General features: G+C 64.2%; 23 protein-coding genes. 12 read left to right on the top strand and 11 right to left on the bottom strand.

Annotation, left to right across the window (positions count from 1 at the left end):
- Positions 1-56: 56 nt before the first annotated feature.
- Positions 57-593, top strand: coding sequence for a DUF5796 family protein (locus NGM15_RS04425; RefSeq protein WP_253435801.1), 537 nt, complete (start codon positions 57-59; stop codon positions 591-593).
- Entirely contained in the window at positions 593-847 is a 255-nt protein-coding gene (locus NGM15_RS04420; RefSeq protein ID WP_253435799.1) for a DUF7508 domain-containing protein, read from the top strand. The genes NGM15_RS04425 and NGM15_RS04420 overlap by 1 nt, the downstream gene beginning before the upstream one ends.
- A 31-nt stretch (positions 848-878) precedes the next feature.
- Here NGM15_RS04420 and NGM15_RS18675 read toward each other — a convergent pair whose 3' ends face one another.
- Both NGM15_RS18675 and NGM15_RS04415 read right to left on the bottom strand, forming a co-directional pair.
- Complete coding sequence (locus NGM15_RS18675) at positions 879-1,013, bottom strand: DUF7128 family protein (protein WP_256498985.1); 135 nt, start codon at positions 1,011-1,013, stop codon at positions 879-881.
- Positions 1,014-1,088: 75 nt separating this feature from the next.
- Complete coding sequence (locus tag NGM15_RS04415; protein ID WP_253435796.1) at positions 1,089-1,697, bottom strand: DUF7097 family protein; 609 nt, start codon at positions 1,695-1,697, stop codon at positions 1,089-1,091.
- A gap of 93 nt (positions 1,698-1,790) precedes the next feature.
- Between NGM15_RS04415 and NGM15_RS04410 the strand changes: the two genes are divergently transcribed.
- The gene (locus tag NGM15_RS04410) at positions 1,791-2,138 is read left to right on the top strand and encodes a DUF192 domain-containing protein (protein ID WP_253435793.1); all 348 of its coding nucleotides are present in this window, start codon (positions 1,791-1,793) and stop codon (positions 2,136-2,138) included.
- Between the two features lie 184 nt (positions 2,139-2,322).
- The gene (locus NGM15_RS04405) at positions 2,323-3,849 is read left to right on the top strand and encodes a (R)-citramalate synthase (RefSeq protein WP_253435790.1); all 1,527 of its coding nucleotides are present in this window, start codon (positions 2,323-2,325) and stop codon (positions 3,847-3,849) included.
- Positions 3,850-3,903: 54 nt separating this feature from the next.
- On the opposite strand, the gene panB is transcribed toward NGM15_RS04405, so the two are convergent.
- Entirely contained in the window at positions 3,904-4,716 is an 813-nt protein-coding gene (gene panB, locus NGM15_RS04400; protein WP_253435788.1) for a 3-methyl-2-oxobutanoate hydroxymethyltransferase, read from the bottom strand.
- A 31-nt stretch (positions 4,717-4,747) separates the two neighbouring features.
- The gene (locus NGM15_RS04395) at positions 4,748-6,454 is read right to left on the bottom strand and encodes a sensor histidine kinase (protein ID WP_253435786.1); all 1,707 of its coding nucleotides are present in this window, start codon (positions 6,452-6,454) and stop codon (positions 4,748-4,750) included.
- Between the two features lie 135 nt (positions 6,455-6,589).
- Between NGM15_RS04395 and NGM15_RS04390 the strand changes: the two genes are divergently transcribed.
- Positions 6,590-6,826 (top strand): DUF5822 domain-containing protein, encoded by a 237-nt coding sequence (locus NGM15_RS04390; RefSeq protein WP_253435783.1) that lies wholly within the window; start codon positions 6,590-6,592, stop codon positions 6,824-6,826.
- A gap of 89 nt (positions 6,827-6,915) precedes the next feature.
- Here the strand turns inward: NGM15_RS04390 and NGM15_RS04385 are convergent, their stop codons facing one another.
- The 3 genes from NGM15_RS04385 to NGM15_RS04375 all read right to left on the bottom strand — a co-directional run bounded on the left by NGM15_RS04385 (position 6,916) and on the right by NGM15_RS04375 (position 9,841).
- Positions 6,916-7,455, bottom strand: coding sequence for an HAD family hydrolase (locus NGM15_RS04385; protein WP_253435780.1), 540 nt, complete (start codon positions 7,453-7,455; stop codon positions 6,916-6,918).
- A 209-nt stretch (positions 7,456-7,664) separates the two neighbouring features.
- Positions 7,665-8,795 carry an acyl-CoA dehydrogenase family protein gene (locus tag NGM15_RS04380; protein ID WP_253435777.1) on the bottom strand — a complete coding sequence of 377 codons (1,131 nt, stop codon included), beginning with the start codon at positions 8,793-8,795 and terminating at the stop codon, positions 7,665-7,667.
- 134 nt (positions 8,796-8,929) lie between these two features.
- Positions 8,930-9,841: a dihydrodipicolinate synthase family protein gene (locus NGM15_RS04375; protein ID WP_253435775.1), complete on the bottom strand. Its 912-nt coding sequence runs from the start codon at positions 9,839-9,841 to the stop codon at positions 8,930-8,932.
- Between the two features lie 109 nt (positions 9,842-9,950).
- Here NGM15_RS04375 and NGM15_RS04370 point away from each other — a divergent pair, with 109 nt between their 5' ends.
- The 4 genes from NGM15_RS04370 to NGM15_RS04355 all read left to right on the top strand — a co-directional run bounded on the left by NGM15_RS04370 (position 9,951) and on the right by NGM15_RS04355 (position 12,927).
- Complete coding sequence (locus tag NGM15_RS04370) at positions 9,951-10,403, top strand: ferritin-like domain-containing protein (protein ID WP_253435772.1); 453 nt, start codon at positions 9,951-9,953, stop codon at positions 10,401-10,403.
- 284 nt (positions 10,404-10,687) lie between these two features.
- A complete protein-coding gene (locus tag NGM15_RS04365; RefSeq protein WP_253435770.1) occupies positions 10,688-11,422 on the top strand; it encodes a ribulose-1,5-bisphosphate 5-phosphatase in 735 nt (244 codons plus the stop codon).
- Positions 11,419-12,060 (top strand): ribulose-1-phosphate aldolase, encoded by a 642-nt coding sequence (locus NGM15_RS04360; protein WP_253435767.1) that lies wholly within the window; start codon positions 11,419-11,421, stop codon positions 12,058-12,060. Before NGM15_RS04365 ends, NGM15_RS04360 begins: the two co-directional genes overlap by 4 nt.
- Before the next feature lie 147 nt (positions 12,061-12,207).
- On the top strand, positions 12,208-12,927 hold the full coding sequence (locus tag NGM15_RS04355) for a class I SAM-dependent methyltransferase (RefSeq protein ID WP_253435765.1): 720 nt from the start codon (positions 12,208-12,210) through the stop codon (positions 12,925-12,927).
- A 68-nt stretch (positions 12,928-12,995) separates the two neighbouring features.
- Here NGM15_RS04355 and pyrE read toward each other — a convergent pair whose 3' ends face one another.
- A complete protein-coding gene (gene pyrE, locus NGM15_RS04350) occupies positions 12,996-13,523 on the bottom strand; it encodes an orotate phosphoribosyltransferase (RefSeq protein ID WP_253435762.1) in 528 nt (175 codons plus the stop codon).
- Between the two features lie 233 nt (positions 13,524-13,756).
- Positions 13,757-14,302 carry a CDP-2,3-bis-(O-geranylgeranyl)-sn-glycerol synthase gene (locus NGM15_RS04345; protein WP_253435760.1) on the bottom strand — a complete coding sequence of 182 codons (546 nt, stop codon included), beginning with the start codon at positions 14,300-14,302 and terminating at the stop codon, positions 13,757-13,759.
- Between the two features lie 148 nt (positions 14,303-14,450).
- Here NGM15_RS04345 and NGM15_RS04340 point away from each other — a divergent pair, with 148 nt between their 5' ends.
- Genes NGM15_RS04340 through NGM15_RS04330 form a run of 3 tightly spaced genes read left to right on the top strand, consistent with a single transcriptional unit; the run spans position 14,451 to position 16,889 of the window.
- Positions 14,451-15,287 (top strand): proline dehydrogenase family protein, encoded by an 837-nt coding sequence (locus NGM15_RS04340; RefSeq protein WP_253435757.1) that lies wholly within the window; start codon positions 14,451-14,453, stop codon positions 15,285-15,287.
- Positions 15,288-15,326: 39 nt separating this feature from the next.
- The gene (locus NGM15_RS04335; protein WP_253435754.1) at positions 15,327-16,043 is read left to right on the top strand and encodes a DUF502 domain-containing protein; all 717 of its coding nucleotides are present in this window, start codon (positions 15,327-15,329) and stop codon (positions 16,041-16,043) included.
- A gap of 30 nt (positions 16,044-16,073) precedes the next feature.
- Positions 16,074-16,889, top strand: coding sequence for a ZIP family metal transporter (locus tag NGM15_RS04330; protein WP_253435753.1), 816 nt, complete (start codon positions 16,074-16,076; stop codon positions 16,887-16,889).
- Between the two features lie 74 nt (positions 16,890-16,963).
- Here NGM15_RS04330 and NGM15_RS04325 read toward each other — a convergent pair whose 3' ends face one another.
- Positions 16,964-17,278, bottom strand: coding sequence for a hypothetical protein (locus NGM15_RS04325; protein ID WP_253435750.1), 315 nt, complete (start codon positions 17,276-17,278; stop codon positions 16,964-16,966).
- Between the two features lie 93 nt (positions 17,279-17,371).
- Complete coding sequence (locus NGM15_RS04320) at positions 17,372-18,253, bottom strand: amidohydrolase family protein (protein ID WP_253435747.1); 882 nt, start codon at positions 18,251-18,253, stop codon at positions 17,372-17,374.
- Positions 18,254-18,510: the final 257 nt, after the last annotated feature.

Raw genomic sequence — 18,510 nt, 5'->3', positions numbered from 1 at the left:
CTCGAGTGCCACGGACAGTCCGTGGTGCTTTTGCCGCCCGCCCCCAAGAGGTGCGTATGAGCACGCGAAGCAACGTCGCCCCGAGCACGCTGCCGGTCGAACTGGTCGACGGCGGCGTCGTCGTTCGCTACCTCGACGGACGGGAGACGTTCTACAACGGCGTTCCGGAACCGAAGGAGGGAAGCGTTCGGTCCCCGCCGGGAAAGGAAGTCCACGTCCTGGTCACCGGTCCCGACGGCGTCGAGGGCGTGATGACCTACGTCAACGATCGAAACACCCACGAGGACATCCTCGAGGCGACGGGTGTCGGGCGAGTCATGCTCGAGTCGACGGACGAGGAGGAGTTGTTTCCCGGGGTTACCGTGACCACCGAGGGCTACTCCGTTCGGGTTGAGGCGGATCACGACGTCGTCGACGGCCGGGTGTTCGTATTCGCCGAGGACGAGATGAGCGAGCACGCGTACGAACTGGTCGAGGGAGAGGGGCGAGACGAACGAGACAAACGAGACAAACGAGACGGGCGAGACGAGCGAAACGAACGAGACGGGCGAGACGAGCGAAACGAACGAGACGAGAAACACGGGTCCGAGTGATGCCACTTCGAAAACAGTGGCGGGATTTCAAGCGTGCAGCCGTCGCGCAGGCGCCGGACCGCCCAGGGATCTACGAACTCGGCGACGCGGACGGCAAGGTTCGAACGGTCGGCTCGGGCGTCCTCCAGGACGAACTCAAGACGGCGCTCGCCTACGAGAGCGCCGACCAGGTGCGCTGGGAGGCGACGCACACGCTCGAGGAAGCCGAGAACCGAGCCGCCGAGCACCGCGCTCGAGCGGGGTTCGAGGAGTAAGCGACGGAGTCGCCGCTGGCCGCGAGTGAGGTCACTGGATGTACGACGGGCCTTCGGCGTCACAGTGGCGTTCGTGTTCTTCGGCGTCGCCTTCGAGGTCGAACAACAGGCCGCACTCCTCACACTCGTACCAGGTGGCGTCGTCACGCTGGGTAGTGACCACCATACCACACTATGGCACGCGAAAGGGGAAAACCGTTACTCCGGCAGTGGGTCACGGTCGGCGACCAATTATAGAATTCTAGCGCTCTTCGTGCGACCGACCTGCCCGATCAGCGGCGGTCTCAAACCCGAGTTCGGACTGCTCGAGCGACCGACGGCCCTCACGCTCGGCGAGTGCCTCCGGATCGGGAGCGACATCGTCGGTTATCCGTGCCCACGAGTTGTGCACTTTCGCGTGACACCACCGACAGAGGTAGATCGTGATCTCGTGGCCGACGGCCTCGCCATCTCGAGCGTAGGACAGGTGGTGTTCCTCGAGTAGTGGGCGCTCGCCGGAGATGGTCGACTCGTCGGGGACCTGGCCGAGTCGGTGTTCCTCGAGGCCACAGCGAGCGCACTCGCGTTCGGTCGTCCGGGACCGGAAGTGGGGGCATGTGGCCCAGGGGGAGAGTTCGTTCTTATCCGACATCGACTCGTTCGCATCGCGACACCCGGAACAGTCGCCGTCCGCGTTGGCGACTACGCACGCGTAGTTCGCCGCGGCTCGCTCGCGGGCGAACTCGGGGTCGTGCTGGTAGTGATCGAAGGCGTACCGGCACTTCCCGTCGCTGGTGAGGTGATCGCAGACGCCGGCGAACGCGTAGGGATCGTCGACACCGACCGACGTTCCCCGTGGCGTCTTCTCCATACCACTGTGTACGTTCGAGCGAAGTTGAATCTGTGGTCTGTGCCCGCCCTCGGTGTCGATACGCCTTTTACCTTGCCGCCGCCACTCGAGGCCGTGACAGTCGTGTACGACCCCGACGGTGCGGCGCGGACGCTCGCGACGACCGTCGACACCGCCGACTCCCTCCTGGAGCAGACTCGCGGGCTGATGTTTCGTCGCTCGCTCCCCGACGACTACGCGCTCGCCTTTCGATTCGACCGGGCGAAAACCCGCGACATTCACATGCTGTTCGTGTTCGTCCCGCTCGACGTGATCTGGGTCGCGGACGGCGTCGTCCAGCGGGTGGAAACCCTCCGACCCTGGCGGGGATTCGCCCGAGCACGGGCCGACCTCATCCTCGAGTTACCGGCGGGCGCCGCCGAAGCGGTCGAACCCGGTGAAAAACTGCTTCTCGAAACTTGAGCTGTCCTGTCAGGCCATCTCCGTCGCGTGGCAGGTAGTGCCGTGACCGGCGCCTTTAACCACCGACGGAGCCACGGTTGAGATACAATGACACGAGACTCGTTCTCATCGTCAGAGGATAGAGGAAGTCGGGGCGACCCGGCTGGCCGCGAAATTCGCCGATAACGACTTTTCCACCGATCCTATGACCCGCCCACCTACCCCGCTTACTGACACGTCCGTCGAACTGCTGGATACGACCCTCCGAGACGGCGAACAGGCCCCCGGCGTCTCGCTCTCGCCGGACGAGAAAGTCGATATTGCTCGCGCCCTCGAGCGCGCCGGCGTCGCCGTCATCGAGGCCGGGAGCGCGTGTACTGGTGCAGGCGAGCGGAAAGCCATCTCCCGCGTGACCGACCTCGACCTCGAGGCTCGCGTGACGAGCTTCTGCCGTGGCGTCAGGAACGATATCGACCTCGCCCTGGAGTGCGACGTCGACGGCGTCCACCTCGTCGTACCCGCGAGTGACCGCCACGTCGAGGGGAAAGTCGGCAGCACCCGTGAGGATGTCCTCGAAACGACCGCCGACCTGGTCGGCTACGCTGCGGATCACGGCCTCTGGGTCGAAGTGATCGGCGAGGACGGCTCGCGAGCCGATCTCGACTATCTCGAGACCCTGATGGCGACCGCCCTCGAGGCGGGCGCCGACCGGACCTGCTTCGCCGACACCGTCGGGCACACGGGTCCGGAGCGGACGGCAGAGGCGGTCTCCCGACTGGCCGAACTCGGCCCAGTCAGCGCCCACACGCACGACGACCTCGGGCTAGGCGTGACCAATGCCCTCGCCGCCGTCTCCGCGGGCGCTGACCTGGTTCACTGTACCGTCAACGGGCTCGGCGAACGTGCCGGAAACGTCGCCCTCGAGGAGGTTGCCATCGCGCTCGAGCACGTCTACGACGTCGAGACGATCGAACTGAGCGAACTCTACGACCTCGCCCAGCGAGTCGCCAGGGCGACGGGGGTCGAACTGGCGCCCAATAAGGCCGTCGTCGGGCAGAACGCGTTCACCCACGAGAGCGGCATTCACACCGACGGTACCCTGAAGGACGACAGGATGTACGAGCCCTACCCGCCCGAGACCGTCGGACGGGAACGTCGATTGGCGCTCGGTAAGCACACCGGCCGGGCCGGCGTCAGGGCCGCGCTCGAGGAACACGGCGTCGACGCGACCGACGAGCAGGTCGGGACCATCGCCACCCGAGTGACCGAACTCGGCGACCGCGGCCGACGAGTGACCGACGCCGACCTCCTCACGATCGCCGAGGACGTCACCGGCGCCGACCGCGATCGGACGGTCGAACTGCTCGACCTGAACGCGACCAGCGGCGGCGAGGTGCCAACGGCGAGCGTTCGACTCTCCGTCGCTGGCGAGGAGCGCATTGCTTCGGGGACCGGGTCGGGTCCCGTCGACGCCGCCGTCTCCGCCGTCCGCGAGGCGATCGGATCCGCTGCGGACGCCGATCTGGAGGCCTACCACGTCGACGCCGTCACCGGAGGCACGGATGCGGTCGTCACCGTCGAGGTCACGATGGCTCGAGACGACCGCAGCGTGACGGTCGCCCGGAGCGAGGCCGACATCACCCGCGCCAGCGTCGAGGCGATGGTCGACGCGCTCGACCGGTTGCTCGAGGACGAAGATGACCGGCAGGTCGTTGCGTCAGCCGACGACTGAGGGTGAGGACGAAACCGTCCGATCGCGCTACTCGGACGTCCCTGCGGGGCGACCTCAGTAGATCCGATCCAGATCTGACTGCTCGTAGCTGTGTTCCTCCGCGGGGAACGCCTCATCCTCGACGGCTTCGATGTAGCCCTCGACGGCCGATTCCATCTCCTCGCGGACGTTCCCGAACTGCTTCGAGAACGAGGGGCTCCACTCGCTGAGTCCCACCGCGTCGTGGAACACGAGAACCTGTCCGTCGCAATCCGGGCCCGCGCCGATACCGATCGTCGGAATGTCGATTGCCTCCGTGACCTGTGCCGCGACGTTCGAGGGAACGTGCTCCAGGACGAGCGAGAACGCGCCGGCGTCCTCGTGGGCCTGGGCCAGGTCGACGATCTTTCGGGCGGACTCCTCGTTAGTTCCCTGGCGGGGGAAACCACCGTACTGGTTGACGTGTTGGGGGGTCAGTCCGAGGTGGGCCATCACCGGGATGCCGAGTTGGACCATCTTCTCGGTGAGGTCGACGGTGTGTGGCCCAGACTCGAGTTTGACCGCTTCGGCCCCCTCTTCTTTGAGCATACGTCCGGCGTTTTCGAGGCTCTCTTTCTCGTCGACGCCGAAGGAGAGAAATGGCATGTCGGCGACGACGAGGGCGTCCTCGGTCGCACGAGAGACGGCGCCGACGTGGCTTGCCGTCTGGTCGACACTTACCGGGAGCGTCGTCTCGTACCCGAGGGTCGTGTTGCCGACGCTGTCGCCGACGAGAATCACGTCGACGCCGGCCCGGTCGACGATGCGGGCGGTGGGCGCGTCGTAGGCGGTGAGCATCGTGATCGGTTCCGTTCCGGCTTTCTCGCGAACGTCACGAACCGTTGGCATACCACGACAGTCGCGCTCGAGCGAGTAAACGTCACTGTTTCTGGGCCAGAGCGGGTCCGAGACGGTCGGTCGAGTTACGAAGCGAAAATTCGAAGCAGGCGCCGTCCCTGTTTCGTCCGCGTTCGCTACATTCGACGGTCCAGCCGTGTGCATCGGCGATCTGGGTGACGATCGAGAGTCCGAAGCCCGTTCCATCTGTCCCGGTCGAATAGCCCGAATCGAACACGCGTTCGCGTTCGTCCGGCGGAATTCCGGGTCCGTCGTCGACGACGTAGAAGCCCTCGTCGCTCGAGCCAACCGCGACCGATACCGTCGGTCCGGCGTGTTCTACACAGTTCCGAAAAAGGTTCTCGAGGGCTCGAAGCAACCGGTTACGGTCTGCTTCGAGCGACCGATCGTCGACCACCGTCAGCGTCGCCGCACCCGTGTCGACACCGTCCCAGGCTTCGCGGGCGACGGCCTCGAGCGACAGCGTCTCGGTCTCGTCGACGGCCGATCCCTCCCGCGCCAGGGTCAGCGCGTCGTCAATAATCGCCTGCATTCGGTCGTGTTGCGTGCGAATAACGTCGAGGGTCTCCCGTTCGTCCTCGTCGACGGACGTCTCGAGCATGTCGAGATACCCGGCCGCGATGTTCAGCGGATTCCGGAGGTCGTGACTGACGACGCTCGCGAACTCGTCCAGGCGAGCGTTCGTTCGCTCGAGTTCGCGTTCGTGTTCCCGTCGGTAGGTCTCGTCCTGGATCATCACGAGCGTGGCGTCCGACCCGGTCGTGATCGGCTCGCTTCGAATGGCCACGTGCTGCGTGGTTCCCGCCCGTTCGATGGCGAGTTCGTCACGGCCGGTCTCGACGATCGATTCGACGGTTTCGGTGCCGAGTCGGACTTGCTTGGCAGACGCGCCGATGAGGTCTGCGCCGGGGTTGGGCCCCTCGAGCATGCGTTCGGCCGTCGCGTTCACGTCGACGATGCGCCTCTGTTCGTCGAGCACGATTACGCCGTCGCGCATCGTCTCGACGACGGATTCCCGGGCGACCGGCACGATCTCGAGCAACCGATAGCGGAAGATGGCCGCGGCGATGGCGACGCCGGTAATTGCGAACGCGACGGGCGTCCAGTTGACCGATTCGGGTCCGCCCATTCGGACGTAATGGACGTTCGCGAGGAGAGGGACGACGACGGCGGCGGCGATCGCAATCGCCTGTTTTCGATACACGCGACGGGAGGTGTACGCGACGTGTCCGATCAGCGCTATGCCGGCGAGAATCAGAATGTAGGCGTAAATCAGGTGGAGATCGTACACCCAGCCGGTCGTGTAGGCGATGAGTGCGCGTTCGCTGACGAATCTGGCGTCGGCCAGGAACCAGCCGTGAAACCCGTTCGTCACCATCGTGAGAAACGTGAGGGCGGGAACGACGGCCAACAGTCCGATCGTTCGTCGAGTGACGTGTCGGTCGTAGTTCGCGTAGTGGGCAGCGAAGACGATCCAGGAGACGGGCAACGCGAACGTCGCGACGTTGATCAGTCCGAACCAGAACCACGTCGCCGTCGCACTGGCACTCAGGTGCGCGCCCAGCGACCCGACGCTCCAGGCACAGGTGACCGCCATCATGACTGCCAGAACTGTCGTCAGTCGATCCTGACGATTGCGCCGATTCCGAAGGGCGTAGACAGCGACCCCGATCGAGAGTACCGCTGCGACGAGCAATGCCCCGACGAAGACGGAACGGAGGTCAGTCATCCGTCCTCCGCCGGCAGCATTGTTTCATACACGAACCACTCTTCTGCCAGTACATGAAGGCGTTGGCCCACTCTCACGGGCAAGGACCGACGCCAAAGCCAGTAGCGTTAAGCCCGCTCACTCGAGACGTCCGATGTGCCTCAACGCGTCGAGACGAGTTCCCCGGAGGGCGTCGACTACGGCTGGGTGATGCAGGTCACGTTCGTCACGACGATCGTGGTCGGCGCTCCGCTCGTCGCCCTCGCGTCCACGACTGTCGACCTGCCGACGTGGAACGCTCGAGCCGAGTTCGCCATTCGGGTCGGCGCCGTCGTCTGGGTCCTCACAGCACTCGCCGTCTTCGCGTACGCGAAGCGGATGCAGGGTCGGTAGGCTGTCGGGACCTCTCTCGTCCGTATTTTGCCGACCTCCCTCCGCGCAATCCGCCGCCTCGAGGGCACCTGTTCGTCGACCTCGAGAGTCTACTGCCCGTCGACGTACTGGAATCTCGCGCCCGCTCGTTTCGCCGTCTCTTCGTCGCGTGGAGAGTCGCCGATGAAGAGGGTCCGCGACGGTACCGACTCGAGCCCGTCGATCACCGCGAGCAACGGCCCCGGGTGTGGTTTCCGCGTCTCGACGGTGTCCCGTCCGACCACGGCGTCGACAGCCGACGCGAGCGCGTGTTCTTCGAGGGCGATCCGACACGCCGCCTCGCAGTTGAGCGAGCAGACGCCGACGGGCACGTGCTCGGCCCGCCGCTCGAGATCGTCGGCGTGAGCCAGTCGCGTAGATCGACGCGCCCCTTCGCGCTCGTGGCCGGCGATCGTCGCCTCAACCTCAGCCGCGAGCCCGACGTCTGGCGCGCTGGCCAACAGCGACCATAGGCTGGACGTCGGCGGGTCGACGTCCGCCGCGCGGTACACATCGAGGACGTCGCTGGTGACGGCGTCCCAGTCGACCGGGAGGTCGACCAGCGTCCCGTCGAGGTCGTAGACGATCGCGTCGTAAGCGTCGGCGTTCACGAACGACGAGAGGAACGTCAGGGCGATAGTGGCTTCGGTCGCTGCCGGTGTCCAGGATCGAGAAGTATGTTTCGAGGGGGTTCGAGGGCTACTCGAGAACGACTCAAAGGGCACTCGAGAACGCCGAGAGAACGCCTCGAAGGTTACTCGACGGCCACTGGAGAACGACAGAAGAATGCCCGGAGAACGCCTCGAAGGCTACTCGAGGACTACTCGAGAAGATGACGAGCGATGATCTTCTTTTGAATCTCGGTCGTTCCCTCGTAAATCTCGGTGATTTTGGCGTCCCGGTAGAGGCGCTCGACCTCGCCTTCGGTCACGTAGCCGTAGCCGCCGTGGATCTGGACGGCTTCGTTGGTGACGAACATCGCCGACTCGCTGGCGAAGTACTTCGCCATGTTCGCGAACATCGCGGCGTCGCCCTCGTTCGCCGCTCGCTTGCGGGCCGCTTCCCGCGTGAGCAGGCGCGAGGCCTCGATCCGGGTCGACATCTCCGAGAGCTTGTGCCTGATCGACTGGATATCGCCGATCGGCCTGTCGAACTGTTCGCGCTCCTGGCTGTAGGCGATGGCCTCGTCCAGAGCGCTCTGGGCGAGCCCGACCGACTGGGCGGCGATGGCGATGCGGCCGCCGGTCAGGATCTCGAAGGCAGCGGAGAGCCCCCGTCCTTCCTCGGTCAGCCGATTCTCGGCCGGGATTCGAACGTCGTCGAAGTGGAGTCCCGTCGTGTCGCTCGCTCTGAGCCCGAGTTTGTCCTCCTTCTCGCCCACGGTGAGTCCGTCCGCGTCGGCGGGCACCAGGAACTGCGTGACCGTCGAGGGGTCGTCCCGGTCGGTCTTCGCGAAGAGGACGATCACGCCCGCCCGCTGGCCGTTCGTAATCCATTGCTTGTCGCCGTTGATGACGTACTCGTTCCCGTCTTTGACGGCCTCGGTCGTCATCTCGGCCGGATTCGACCCGGCGTGTGGCTCCGAGAGGGCGAAGGCGCCGACCGGTCGCCCGGTGGCCATCTCCGGCAGCCAGCGATCCTTCTGATCGTCGTCGGCGAACGTGGCGATACACGAGGTTGCCAGGCAGTGGACCGAGAGCGCCGTCGCCATCGCCAGCATCCCGTAGGCGACCTCTTCGTTGACGAGGGCGTAGGTGATCGGATCGGCGTCGTACCCGCCGTACGCCTCGGGAACCGTCAGACTCGTCAGGTCTATGTCCGCGAGGCCGTCCCAGACGTCCTCCGGGAACGTCTCCGTCTGGTCGGCCTCGAGCGCCGTTGGCCGGATCTCCTCGAGGGCGAACTCGTGCACCACGTTCCTGACCGCCTCCTGCTCGGCCGTGAGTTCCATGCCTCGAGATCCGTGGCAACGGCAAAAAATGCCACCGGTTTGCGTTCCTCGTCCCCTTCTCCCCGCTTCTGTCGATCGACAGCGAACGCGGCGACGACGAAGGCGGCCGACGACGAAGGCAGCCGACGAGTCCGCTACAACAGGTCCAGCGCCTCGAGTTCGGCCTCGAGTTCGGCCGTACTCGCCTCGTCTTTCAGCCGCAGCGGACTCCGGAGCGGTCCCGCGTCGAATCCACGAAGCCGGAGCGCGCTTTTGACGCCCGACATGTACGCACCGCCGGTCTTGAGCGCATCTCGAACGTCGTAGACGCGGCTCTGCAGTTCACGGGCGCGGTCCTCGTCGCCAGCGTCGTAGGCCTCGTAGAGATCCACGACGAGTTCGGGAAAGACGTTCGCGACCGCGCTAACCATACCCGAGCAACCGATCTCGAGGCCTGGAAAGAGCAGCGAATCCGATCCGGAGAGGAAGGTCAGTTCGGGGTGGGCGTCGATCGACTGAGCAAGCCACGGGACGTCCTTGCTCGAGTCCTTGAGACCGGCGATGCCGTCGATCGCTGCCAGGTCGTCGAGCGTCGACCGCGAGATGGCGTTCCCCGTTTTACTCGGGATGTGATAGATGTAGATCGGGAGATCCGTCGCTTCGGCCACCCGGCGGTAGTGCTGGAGGGCAGCGTCGTGATCGACTGGATAGTAGTACGGCGTCACGACGACCAGGCCGTCGACGCCGACGCGCTCGGCGTGAGTCGCGTGCTGGATCGTCTCGTGCGTGCTCGGCGCGCCGACGCCCGCGATGACGGGCACGTCGCCGTCGATTTCCTCGACCACCGCTTCGACCACGCCCCGTTGTTCTTCGGCGGTCAACAGGGGAAACTCGCCGTTCGTCCCGAGCGGGAACACGCCGTGGGCGCCGCCGTCGACGACGAACCGGGCGTGGGCCGCCGTGGTCTCGTAGTCGACCGACTCGTCCTCGTGAAACGCCGTGACCATCGGGGGGACGACGCCGTGAACCGAGAGTGGATCCTCCGTTCCAGGATCGTGATTCGACATACGCGCAACTCAGTTCGGCACGGCTATAAAGGACAGCGGTGCCGGCAGGGCTTCCGGCGCGAGCGATGCCGGTGTCAGCTTTATACAGTCGTTCGTGATAGAACCGGTTATGGCAGACGAAGTCACCGACCTGTTGACGAAGGCGTACATCGACGAACTCGAGACCGTGATGAACTACCTGACGAACGCGATCGTCCTGGACGGCGTCCACGCCGAGGAGGTCAAAGAGAGTCTCGAGACCGACGTGGAGGAGGAACTCGAGCACGCGCGGATGCTCGGTAACAGACTGAAACAACTCGACGAGTCCCCGCCGGGTTCGATGGAGTTCGAGGCCCGCCAGTCGAGCCTCCAGCCGCCTGAGGACACGACCGATGTCCAGTCCGTGATCGAGGGCGTCCTGGAGGCGGAGGAGGACGCCATCGAGACCTACCGATCGCTGTTCGAGGCGGCGGGCGAGGCGAACGATCCGGTCACGGAGGACGTCGCCGTGACGATTCTGGCCGACGAGGAGGCTCACCGGACGGAGTTCCGCGGGTTCCAGAAGGAGTTTCCGAACGACTGATCGGCGTTCGGTGCTGACTCGAGTGACTCGAGTAACGCGGATATCTCGAGCAATTCGAGTGACTTGAATAACGCGGATATCTCGAGCAATTCGAGTGACTTGAATAACGCGGATATCTCGAGCAATTCGAGTGACTTGAATAACGCGGATATCTCGAGCAATTCGAGTGACTTGAATAACGCGGATATCTCGAGCAACTCGAGTGACGACGTACCCACGAGCGTGACCCCGAGCCGACTCGGTTCGACCGACACGTGTTTTACCGATGACCGAGCAGGTCACCTATGACCGTCGACGCCGTCCTCTTCGACTTCGACGACACGCTCTACCCCTACGCACCGTGTAACGAGGCAGGCAAGGCCGCCGCTCGGGAGACCGCCCTCGAGCGCGGCTACGCCCTCGACACCGAGGAGTTCGAAGCGTTCTACCAGACCGGCCGCCGCGACGTGAAACGCGACCTCGTGGGGACCGCCGCGTCTCACGACCGTCTGCTGTACTTCAAGCGTGCACTCGAGCGCCACACGGGCGAGCCCCGACCGTCGGACGCGCTGGCACTGGGCGACGCCTACTGGGAGGGGTACCTCCAGGCGATGTCGCTCCATTCGGGCGTCCAGGAGACTCTCTCGACGGTGCACGAGGCCGGCATCGATGTGGGAATCGTCACGAACCTCACTACTCGGATTCAACTGCGTAAGATCGAGCGGTTGGACCTTGCGGACGCTATCGACCTGCTCGTGACCTCAGAGGAGGTCGGCCAGGAGAAACCCGCCTCGGTCATGTTCACCTACCCGCTCGCGCGACTCGAGTGCCACCCGAGTGATGCAGTCATGGTCGGCGATTCGATCCCCTCGGACGTCGTCGGCGGAAACGCGATCGGCCTCGAGACGGTGTTGTTCGACGCTGCGGGCGAGGAGCCGGACGACCCTGATCTCTCGGGAGTCGATGATCAATCGGGGGATGATCGCATCCCCGACCACAGGATAGATCACTTCGGCGACCTAACGGACCTGATACTATGACTGTACTCCTCGAAACCCAGCGCGAGCAGGTAGTCGAGCGTGCGAGCGACCTCGCATCGCTGACCCCCGGCCGAACCGGAAATCTGAGCGTCCGCGACGGCGACGTCTTCGCGATCACGCCGACTGGCGTCCCCTACGACGCGTTCGACGTCGACGACGTACCGGTCGTCGGGGTCGACGGCGAGCACCGCGACGGGGCGATGAAACCCAGTAGCGAGGTGCCGATGCACAGCGCCATCTACCGCCGCGAGGATGTGGGCGCCATCGTCCACACGCACTCGCCGTGGTCGACGACGCTGGCGATCGCCGACGAACCCCTGCCGCCGATCCACTACATGATCGTCGCCGTCGGCAAGCGAGTGCCGGTCGCCGAGTACGCCCCCTACGGCACCGACGCGCTGGCCGAGAACATCGTCACCGCGATGCGCGAGGCCGACGCCACCGCGAGCCTCATCGAAAACCACGGTCTGGTTGTCACCGCACCGGACCTCGAGACGGCGCTCGAGAACACGGCTCACGTCGAGAGCCTCGCCCGGATTTATCTGGAGGCGCGCTCGGCCGGCCTCGAGCCTCAGCGACTCTCCGACGAACAGCTGGAGACGGTGCTCGCGAAGTTCGAGTCCTATGGCCAGCAATAGCGAGCATCGGGCGTTCGATAACAGTTTGCCGTTTCATTCAACGACCTGCTGACCTACCAGCCTTGTTGTCGATGCTCGTTACGGATAGGTAGTGATTCGGAATTGGAATCACAACGATTACTTCGAAGGGGGCACACGAACGTGTTCATGCCACCCGAAGAGAGTCCCACTGTGGAGGACGCATACGACAAACTGGCGGAGACGTACGAGACGCAAGAAGAGGACCCGTACTGTGCGGATCTGGAGTTTCCTGCGACGACGGAACTCGTTCCAAACGTCGCAGGCAAACGAGTCCTGGATGCGGGTTGTGGACACGTTCGGTACGCAGCGTGGTTGGCCGAGAGGGGAGCGGACGTTCTCGCTGTCGACAGGAACACCGAGATGCTCGAACAGGCGAGACGACGAATCGGCGATCGAGCGGAAATTCGCCAGGCCGATATCACGGCGACTCTCGAGTTTGCCGACGACGGAACGTTCGACGGTGTTATCTGCGGCCTTTCGCTCCATTACGTCGAAGACTGGCGACAACCCTTCGCGGAGTTCGCCCGCATTCTTCGTCCAGGAGGATTCCTCGTGTTTTCGGCACAACATCCAGTCGATGAGTACGTGGCATTCGAGGCCGAGAACTACTTCGACGTCGAACAGGAACGGATGACGTGGTCCGCTTCCGGCGAGGAGATTGATGTCCCCTTCTATCGTCGGCCATTTTCCGAAGTCGTCAACCCGCTCGTCGAAACTGGGTTTCAACTGGAGGAACTGGTCGAGCCGAAGCCGAACGAGTCCTTCAAAGAGAAAAAGCCAGAATCGTACGAGAAACGGTTGAAATACCCGACGTTTCTGTGTGTTCGAGCGTCGAGATCTAAATAAGGAGCCATCGGAACATTCGCATTTGAACTGTTTTCGACGCCACGTCGAGACCACCGCTCGCGAAGCGCTCAGTCGCGGTCGGCTAGTAACTCCTCGGCCGTCACCAGCGCATCCATCTCGAGGCCCGCGGCTTCGACGTTCTCGCGGCCGCCTTCCTGACGGTCCACGACGACGAGCGTGCGCTCGACCGTCGCACCCGCATCGCGTAGCGCCTCGACCGCGTCCACCAGGCTCGTGCCCGTCGTGACGATGTCCTCGACGACGACGACCTCCTCGCCCTCCTGGAGTCGACCCTCGATCAGGTTCGCCGTCCCGTAGTCCTTGCGCTGCTTCCGGGCGATGACGTAGGGAACACCGGCGGCGACGCTCGTCGCGGCCGCTAGCGGGACGCCGCCGAGAGCGACTCCGCCGAGTTTCGTGTCGGCCTCGAGTCGCTCGGCGAAGGCCTCGGCGATCAACTCGAGACAGCGCGGATCGGTTTCGAAGAGGTACTTGTCGACGTAGTAGTCGCTGGTGCCACCGTGAGAGAGTTCGAACTCGCCGTATCGAACCGCGTCGGCGTCACGAAGTGCGTCGATGAGTGCCTGGTTCGTCATTGGCGACAGTGGGGTGGCGAATCGAAATAAACGATGTGATGCGCGCTCGTAGCCGAAGGCGGGTTCGAGGTCGAATGCGCGTTGAGGAGTAGGTGCGCATTCGAGGTCGGTGCCTGGAGTTCGGAGATCGAACGCATTCGAGGTCGGTGCCTGGAGTTCGCTCAACGGAGCGACACTCGATGTCAGCACTCGTAGCGGTCGATTCGAAGAGCGGGACGCAAACACCTGACTGCCTACCAGGGCTCGTTCTTCAACCCGAGTCTGTACGCGATCACGTTCGTCAGGACGTGCAACAGCGGTGTAATGACGACGACGACGAGGATGACCTCCCACGTAAATACGGACAGAAACCAGTCGATGTCGAGCAGGGCCGTCACCGGGAGCGAGACGACGACGAAATCCAGTTGATCGACGACGGGAAACATCGCCCCGCGGTCACGGCCCGTTCGACGCTTGAGAAACGACGCGAGGATGTCCCCGAGCATCGCCCCGCCGGCGAGTCCGAGCGCCGCGAGCGGCGTGAACGTCGGCACCTCGAAGCCGAGCGCGGCGCTCGCGTCACCGGCGATCAGCGTCAACATCGCCGCCAGGACCAGCCCAATCGTCGTCCCTACCGCCGTTCCGCGCCAGGTCTTGCCGTCGCCCAGCAGTCGCTTTCTGTTGAGGGTTCGACCTCCGTCGATCGGCCGACCGCCGCCGGCGAGCACCGCTGCGTTGTTCGGCACGTACGCGGGCACCATCGCCCAGAACGCGACTACGATCGTCTCGAGTACTGCCATGTCACCCTCGATGTGCCGGTGGCTCTTAACCGCTGGTGGTTCTCGACCGCCGACCGGAGAGTCGATAACCGATGACAGTCGCAGGCGACGATCCCTCAACGAGGACGAATCACAAACTGCCAAATAAGAGGGGGACACACGTTCGATCATGATCCCGCCCATCGCGAATCGGTTCGTCGCCGGTGAGTCACCCGCGACGGCCCTCGAGCACGTGCGGACCCTGAACGACCGGAACATCAACGCCATCGTCAACCTCCTCGGCGAACACTACGACTCCCGGTCGCCGGCGGCGGCCGACGCGGCTGAGTACCGCACGCTCGTCGCTGCGATCGGCGACTCGAGCCTCGAGGCCTGCATCTCGGTGAAACCCTCCCAGATCGGCCTCGACCTGGGCGAGGACGTCTTTCGCGACCTGCTCGAGGAAATCGTCGCGGAGGCCACAGATCGAGACGTGTTCGTCTGGATCGACATGGAAGACCACACGACGACCGACGTCACCCTCGACGCCTTCGAAGCGATGACGACAACCTACGACGGCAACGTCGGCATTTGCGTCCAGGCGAACCTCGAGCGGACTCGCCAGGATGTCGAACGCCTCGCCGACTTGCCAGGCAAGGTTCGGTTCGTCAAGGGGGCCTACGACGAACCGGCCGAAATAGCCTACAAGGACAAAGCGGCCGTCAACCGCGCCTACCGTGAACTCCTCGAGTACGCCTTCGAACACTTCGAGGACGGCGTCGCCGTCGGCAGTCACGATCCGGCGATGATTGAGCACGCCATCGACCTCCACGAGGAGTACGGGACCGACTTCGAACTCCAGATGCTCATGGGCGTTCGCGAGGACGCCCAGGAGGAACTCGCAGCGGAGTACGAGATGTGGCAGTACGTTCCCTACGGCGGCCGGTGGAAGTCGTACTTCTACCGGCGGGTCATGGAACGCAAGGAGAACCTGTTTTTCGCCCTGCGGGCAATCCTCGACCGGTAAAGGGAAGGGCTGATAACCCCGTAGTGTGACCCACAGCACATGACCTCGTGGAAGCGGGACTTTGCGAGCGGCCTCGTCGTTCTCGGTCCCATTCTCATCACCCTCTACCTCCTCTACTGGCTCTACGGGATCATCGCGGGGGTCACCCCGGAGTTGATCCTGGACGCCGACGTGCTCAGACCGCTTATACCGGATGGCGCGTTCGAGGGTGCGGCCCGTACCCGTGAACAGGTCGCACAGTTCCTTCGGGTCGTCGTCGTCCTCACAGTGCTCATCATCCTCACGCTCTCGATGGGATACCTGATGCGAACGACCATCGGCGGGCTGGTCGAACGCGTCCTGGACAACGTCGCCAATCGCGTCCCCGGCCTCCGGGTCGTCTACAACGCCTCCAAGATGGCCGCCGAAACCGCCTTTGGGGAGCAGGAATCGCTGCAGAAGCCAGTCAAGATCGAGACCTGGAACGGGGCCCGGATGACGGCGTTCAAGACCGGGAAAACGGCCGACGACGGCCGCGAAGTGCTCTTCTTGCCGACCTCGCCGAACATCACGACGGGATTCGTCATCGAAATCGAAACCGACCGCATCACCGAACTCGACGAGGACGTCGAAGACGCCCTGACTCGGGTACTCAGCGCCGGATTCGGTGACGCGGATCGGGGCATGGACGCCGGCATCTCGATCGACGTCGTCGACGAGCGCGTCACACAGCACCTCGAGTCTGATTCCGATCAACCGTCGGAGGCGAACGACTGAGACCGAGTTCATTCCGGACACATCACACCTATGTCGACGCTCTCTGAGGTTCTCATAATCGCGACGCTCGCCGGTTGTGCGACCGGAATCGGTGCCCTGCCGACGATCTACACCGACCGGGTGAGCCACAGCGTCTACGACAGTTCGCTGGGGTTCGCCGCCGGCGTCATGGTCGGAGCGGCCGTCTTCGCGCTGATCATCCCCGGTCTCGACCTCGGCTCGCCGCTCGAGGTCGTCATCGGCATCGTCGCCGGCGGGCTCTTTTTACTCGTCGTCAATGCCGCGCTTCCCCACCTTCACATCAACACCGGATTCCGAGACGAAGCCAGCGGAATGGAGGGAATCGCCCTGCTCCAGAGCGACGAGGCCGCGGCCGAACGGGCGGCGATGGACGACAACCGGCGGCGGGCGTTGCTCGTCGGTGCGACCGTCACGATCCACAACGTCCCCGAAGGGCTCGCCGTGGGCATCGCCTTCGCCAGCGGGGAGGCGGGATTGGGACTCGCGATCGCCACGGCCATCGCCGTCCAGAACGTTCCAGACGGATTCGCGATGGCGATTCCGGCCATCAGAGCCGGCGTTTCCACGCCGAAGACGATCCTCTACACCACGCTCTCGGGCGGCCTCCCCGAACCGATCGCGGCCGCGGTCGGTTTCGCCCTCGTGGCGTTCGTCACCGGTATCTTCCCGATCGCAGCGGGGTTCGCCGCTGGCGCGATGATCGCGGTCGTGTTCCGCGAACTCATCCCCTCGAGTCACGGCCACGGCTACGCGGACACGGCGACGATGGCGTTTCTCGCTGGATTTTCGGTGATGCTGGTCGTCGATACTGTCCTGGCGGTGTGACTCTCGTTCGAGTGGCGCTACGATAGGGTCGCGTCGGAGGGACGACTACGCCGACATCCCATCCCTCATCCCGGCTACTCCCGGTCGGCGGGCGCGTCGGTCTCGGAGTGGTCTGATTCGGCGTCCATCGACGCCTGAATCTCCTCGAGTCCCGGGGCTCGTCGGCGAACGATCACCAGAACGATGCCGAGCATGATCGCCGGAATAACGACCATCGCGACCAGGACGAAGAGAGCAATCTCGAGTTCCGGTGGGCCGGGGATGGTGGCGGGGACGTGCTCGAACGAATAGCTGAACGAATGCTCGAACGAGCGGTCGAACGAATAGCTGAACGAATGCTCGAACGAGCGGTCGAACGAATGGCTGAACGAACGGTACGGCACGGACATAACACACGTACTCGAGACGCACATACAACAGTTGCCCTCGTTTTCAGTTCGAGACGCCCGTCGCTCCTCGAGTACGCCACCTCCTCGACCCGCTCACTCGAGGTCCAGGAACGACTCGGCGTTCTCCCAGAGGAGCTTTCGCTGCACGTCCTCGGGGAAGTCGAGTTCGGCGAACTGCTCGAGCCAGGGCCCGGGCTCGAGCATCGGGTAGTCGGTGCCGAACATGACCTTGTCTTTCAGTAGTGACTTCGCGTAATGGAGCACCTGATCGTCGATGTATCGGGGCATCCACCCCGAGAGGTCCATGTAGACGTTTCCCTTCTGCTGGCAGATGGCCAGTTGCTCCTGTTCCCAGGGGAACGCCGGGTGCGCGATCAGGATCTGTAGGTCGGGGTAGTTCGCCGCCACGTCGTCGATCAGCATGGGATTGCCGTACTTGATCTTGAGGCCGCGACCGCCGGGCGAGCAGGCCCCCAGTGTCGAGTTCCCGCCGTGAAAGACCACCGGCACGCCCAGGTCTTCGATGGTCGCCCACAGCTCCTCGTGTTCTGGATCGGAGGGATCGAAGCCCTGAGCGATCTGCTGGAACTTGAATCCGGAGAGGTCGAGGTCTTCCACGCAGCGGATCGCCTCCTGGACGCAGTCGTCCTTGAGCGGGTCGACCGAGCCGAAGCCGACGAAGAAGTCCGCGTAGGTGTCTCGAACTTCGGCGACGTAGTCGTTGGGCACCGGCGGATTGCCGGTGTTGGTCTCGGCGTCCCACCCGAGGAGGACTGCCCGGCCAACGCCCGTTTCGCGGTACTCCTCGACCATGTGCTCGTAGGTGTCGGTCTCGAGGTCAGCGCCGAAGCGGTCGGCCGCGTCGCGCATCATCTCACCGCCCGCGTCGTGGAGGAACTCGCTGGTCGGCTGATGGGCGTGGGTGTCGATCGCTCGCGGCCCGTCGGCGGCCTCGAGTGCTGCCGGAAGCGTCATACCCAACTCTCCTCTCGCGGCCGTAAAAACGGCGCCGGTTCGCGCTGACGGGTGGACGCCACCGCATTCAAGACCCTTCCCGACGTAGGTCAGGTATGATTCGCGATCAGCTAACCGAGGTGACCGGCCGGCATCCCTGACGTGGTCAGGTACTGGGCGGATTCGAGAGACGGCGCTTCGAGGCGTGCCCCCGTCGATCGCGTTGGCGAGCGTTCACTTGCACGCTCGCTCGACTGCTCGTTTGAGTGTCAGTCCGA

The organism is Natronosalvus halobius, from assembly GCF_024138145.1.
Classification (GTDB): domain Archaea; phylum Halobacteriota; class Halobacteria; order Halobacteriales; family Natrialbaceae; genus Natronosalvus; species Natronosalvus halobius.
The sequence above is the reverse complement of the archived record's forward strand: the minus strand, read 5'-3'. Positions and strand labels throughout refer to the sequence as shown.